This is a genomic window from Streptomyces sp. NRRL B-24572, assembly GCF_002156145.1.
GTDB classification, from domain to species: Bacteria; Actinomycetota; Actinomycetes; order Streptomycetales; family Streptomycetaceae; genus Streptomyces; species Streptomyces vietnamensis.
In genome coordinates, this window is record NZ_MWIG01000890.1 from 1 (window position 1) to 3,859 (window position 3,859).

At 71.3% G+C, this 3,859-nt stretch carries 4 protein-coding genes; 3 read left to right on the forward strand and 1 reads right to left on the reverse strand.

Annotated features, from left to right (window positions below; translation table 11 throughout):
* Positions 1-94 precede the first annotated feature (94 nt).
* On the forward strand, positions 95-562 hold the full coding sequence (locus tag CCN56_RS37750) for a GNAT family N-acetyltransferase (RefSeq protein WP_086832197.1): 468 nt from the start codon (positions 95-97) through the stop codon (positions 560-562).
* 309 nt (positions 563-871) lie between these two features.
* Here the strand turns inward: CCN56_RS37750 and phoU are convergent, their stop codons facing one another.
* Positions 872-1,552, reverse strand: coding sequence for a phosphate signaling complex protein PhoU (gene phoU, locus CCN56_RS37755; protein WP_041130440.1), 681 nt, complete (start codon positions 1,550-1,552; stop codon positions 872-874).
* Positions 1,553-1,815: 263 nt separating this feature from the next.
* Here phoU and CCN56_RS37760 point away from each other — a divergent pair, with 263 nt between their 5' ends.
* Both CCN56_RS37760 and CCN56_RS37765 read left to right on the forward strand, forming a co-directional pair.
* A complete protein-coding gene (locus CCN56_RS37760; RefSeq protein ID WP_041130441.1) occupies positions 1,816-3,045 on the forward strand; it encodes a cell wall metabolism sensor histidine kinase WalK in 1,230 nt (409 codons plus the stop codon).
* Positions 3,042-3,722 carry a response regulator transcription factor gene (locus tag CCN56_RS37765; protein ID WP_017242433.1) on the forward strand — a complete coding sequence of 227 codons (681 nt, stop codon included), beginning with the start codon at positions 3,042-3,044 and terminating at the stop codon, positions 3,720-3,722. The genes CCN56_RS37760 and CCN56_RS37765 overlap by 4 nt, the downstream gene beginning before the upstream one ends.
* Positions 3,723-3,859 lie beyond the last annotated feature (137 nt).

The window sequence follows — 3,859 nt, forward strand, 5'->3', positions numbered from 1 at the left end:
GAGTACGCGGCGCAGCCGGGGAGTCCTGGGCGCCGGCCTGGCCCGGTCCGATAATCACCGGCGGGGATCGCGGCGAATCGCTACCGTCCTGCGCATGAGCACGTCACTCCGCCTGGAGCAGATCACCCCCGCCACCATCGACGCCGCCCTCGCCCTGCGCGTCCACCCCCACCAGGAGCGCAACGTCGCCCCCGTCGTGAAATCCCTCGCGGAGGCGTACGCCTTCGGGGAGAACGCCTGGCCGCGGCTGATCTTCGACGGCGACGAGCTCGTCGGGTTCCTGATGGCCTTCCTCGACATCCCGTGGAACGAGGACAAGGACCCCGGTGATCGGCGCAGCGGTCTCTGGCGGCTCAACATCTCCGCCGACGCCCAGGGCAAGGGGTACGGGCGCTTCGCCGTCGAGGCCGTCCGCGACGAGCTGCGCCGGCGCGGCGAGCACCGGTTCCACGTGACCTGGGAGCCCGGCGAGGACGGTCCCGGCGCCTTCTACGACAAGCTGGGATTCCGTACCACCGGAGAGGACAGCGGCGGCCAGGTCGTGGGCGTGCTGGAGATATAGGGGAAGGGGGCGCGTCGAGACGCGCCCCCCACCGGTCAGCCGCTGCAGCCCCCGCACTGGCACGGGGAGCCCGACTGGCAGCCGCAGCCGCAGCCCGAGCCGCAGCCGCAGGCGCCAAGCAGGGGCAGGAACACCGCCTCGCGCGGTGCCTCCGGCCCGGATTCGGTCGTCGTGGGGGATTCGGCCATGGGGGTCCCTCCCTTTCGAGGCGAGCTTCGCCTCCCCCCATTGCATGCCCACTCGGACCGGCGCATCAACGGCGCATCGGAGCCCGCGCGCCCATGCGCCGTCCGATGGCGCCCGTACGCCCTACGCGCCTTCCACCGGCGCGTCCGCCGCCTGCAGCTCGTCCGCGTGCTCGCCCGTCACCAGGTACACGACGCGCTTCGCCACCGACACCGCGTGGTCCGCGAACCGCTCGTAGTACCGGCCGAGCAGCGTCACGTCCACGGCCGTCTCGATGCCGTGCTTCCAGCGGTCGTCCATCAGGTGCTGGAACAGCGTCCGGTGCAGCAGGTCCATCTCGTCGTCGTCCTGCTCCAGCTGGAGCGCCAGGTCGACGTCCTTCGTGATGATGACCTCCGCCGCCTTCGCCATCAGGCGCTGCGCCAGCTGCCCCATCTCCAGGATGGTCGCGTGCAGGTCCCGCGGCACCGCCGTGTCCGGGAACCGCAGCCGCGCCAGCTTCGCCACGTGCTGCGCCAGGTCGCCGGAGCGCTCCAGGTCGGCGCTCATCCGCAGCGAGGTCACCACGATCCGCAGGTCCGTCGCCACCGGCTGCTGCCGGGCGAGCAGCGCTATCGCCCGCGCCTCCAGGTCGTGCTGGAGGTCGTCGACCTTCTGGTCCGCGGCGATCACGCTCTCCGCGAGCTTGAGGTCCGCGTCGAGCATCGCCGTCGTGGCGCGCCCGATCGCCGACCCGACGAGCCGGGCCATCTCGACCAGGCCCTCGCCGATCGAGTCCAGTTCCTCGTGGTACGCGTCCCGCATGGTGTCCCTCTCTACGCAAAACTCCGGGGTCCGGGTGGGGCTCGGACCCCCACGCTCCCACGTTCGGCCCCCTGTGCGTCCGGTTCCACCCCCTGATGTGAATCAGCACTTTCCCCCAGGTGAACTCTGGGCGACACGCGCCACCCCGGTCGCCAGGGCAAATGAACCACCCGCGTCTCCATGGTGAACTCTGGGCGACGACTGTTCGAGCAGCCACTCGGACGGCTGGGAGAGTGTCCGTCCACCCGCATAACCTGGATGGCATGGACGTGAACGCGGCGGTCGCCGCATTGGCAGCGATCGCCGGCGTGTGCACCGGCGTGATCGCCATGCTGGCGTTCCGCTGGAGCGAGCGCGACCAGGCGCGACCGACCCGTACCTCCCTGCACACCGACGCCGTGCTCCCGCCCGGCGTCGACACCGTGCTGTCCGTGCTGCGCTCCTCCGCGGTCGTTCTCGACGAGAGCGACTCCGTGGTGAAGGCCAGCTCGGCTGCGTACGCGCTCGGCCTGGTCCGCGGCGGCAAGCTGGCCGTCGAACCCATGCTCAACATGGCCCGCGACACCCGCCGGGACGGAGAGATACGGCAGGTGGAGCTGGACCTGGCCCGGCGCGGCACCGGACGCGGCGAGGCCCTCGCCGTCTCCGCCCGCGTCGCCCCGCTGGGCTCGCGCCTGGTGCTGCTCCTGGTCGAGGACCTCACCGAGGCCCGTCGTATCGAAGCGGTACGGCGCGACTTCGTCGCCAACGTGAGCCATGAGCTCAAGACTCCCGTCGGCGCGCTCTCCCTGCTCTCCGAGGCGGTCATGGACGCCTCGGACGACCCCGAGGCGGTCACCCGCTTCGCGGGCCGGATGCAGATCGAGGCGACCCGCCTCACCAACCTCGTACAGGAGCTCATCGACCTCTCCCGCGTGCAGAACGACGACCCGCTGGAGGACTCCGAGCCGGTGTCCGTGGACGAGCTCGTCGCCGAGGCGATCGACCGCTCCCGGCAGCCCGCCTCCAAGAAGCAGATCACCATGGTCTCCGGGGGCGCCGCCGACCTGTACGTGTGGGGCAGCCGGGGCCAGCTCGCCGCGGCCCTCGGCAACCTCGTCGAGAACGCCGTGAACTACTCCCCGGCCCGTACGCGGGTGGGCATCGCCGCACGCCACGTCGCGGCGCCCGCCGGCGACGTGATCGAGATAGCCGTGACCGACCAGGGCATCGGCATCCCGGACAAGGACAAGGAGCGCATCTTCGAGCGCTTCTACCGCGTCGACCCGGCCCGCTCCCGTGCCACCGGCGGTACGGGACTCGGCCTGGCCATCGTCAAGCACGTGGCCGCCTCGCACGGCGGGGAGGTCACCGTCTGGAGCACCGAGGGTCAGGGCTCCACCTTCACCCTGCGGCTGCCCGAGGCGGGCGCCGTACGGGATCGCCGGCCCGCCTCGTCCTCCACCCCAGATCTCATGACCGAACCGCTTCCCGCCCCGGAGGTCCTTCCGTGACCCGAGTGCTCGTCGTCGAGGATGAGGAATCCTTCAGCGACGCCCTGTCGTACATGCTCCGCAAGGAGGGCTTCGAGGTCGCCGTCGCGGCGACCGGGCCCGACGGCCTCGACGAGTTCGAGCGCAACGGAGCCGACCTCGTCCTCCTCGACCTGATGCTTCCGGGTCTGCCCGGTACCGAGGTGTGCCGCCAGCTGCGCGGCCGCTCGAACGTCCCGGTGATCATGGTGACCGCCAAGGACAGCGAGATCGACAAGGTCGTCGGCCTGGAGATAGGAGCCGACGACTACGTGACCAAGCCCTTCTCCTCGCGGGAGCTGGTCGCCCGCATCCGCGCGGTGCTCCGCCGACGCGGGGAGCCGGAGGAGGTCACCCCGGCGGCCCTGGAGGCCGGCCCGGTCCGCATGGACGTCGACCGGCACGTGGTGACGGTCTCCGGCGGCAAGGTCGACCTGCCGCTGAAGGAGTTCGACCTCCTGGAGATGCTGCTGCGCAACGCGGGCCGCGTGCTGACCCGTATGCAGCTCATCGACCGGGTCTGGGGCGCGGACTACGTCGGCGACACCAAGACCCTCGACGTCCACGTGAAGCGCCTCCGCGCCAAGATCGAGCCGGACCCGGGCGCGCCGCGGTACCTGGTGACGGTCCGCGGCCTCGGGTACAAGTTCGAGCCGTAAAGAGCCGTAGGGCCGAGGCCGAGGCCTAAAGAGCCGTCATCGGTTCGTACGTACGCGCGAAGGGGCGCCCCCGTCCGGGGGCGCCCCTTCGCGCGTGTCCGTTCGCCGTCAGTGGCCGGCGGTCGTCGGCTCGCCCG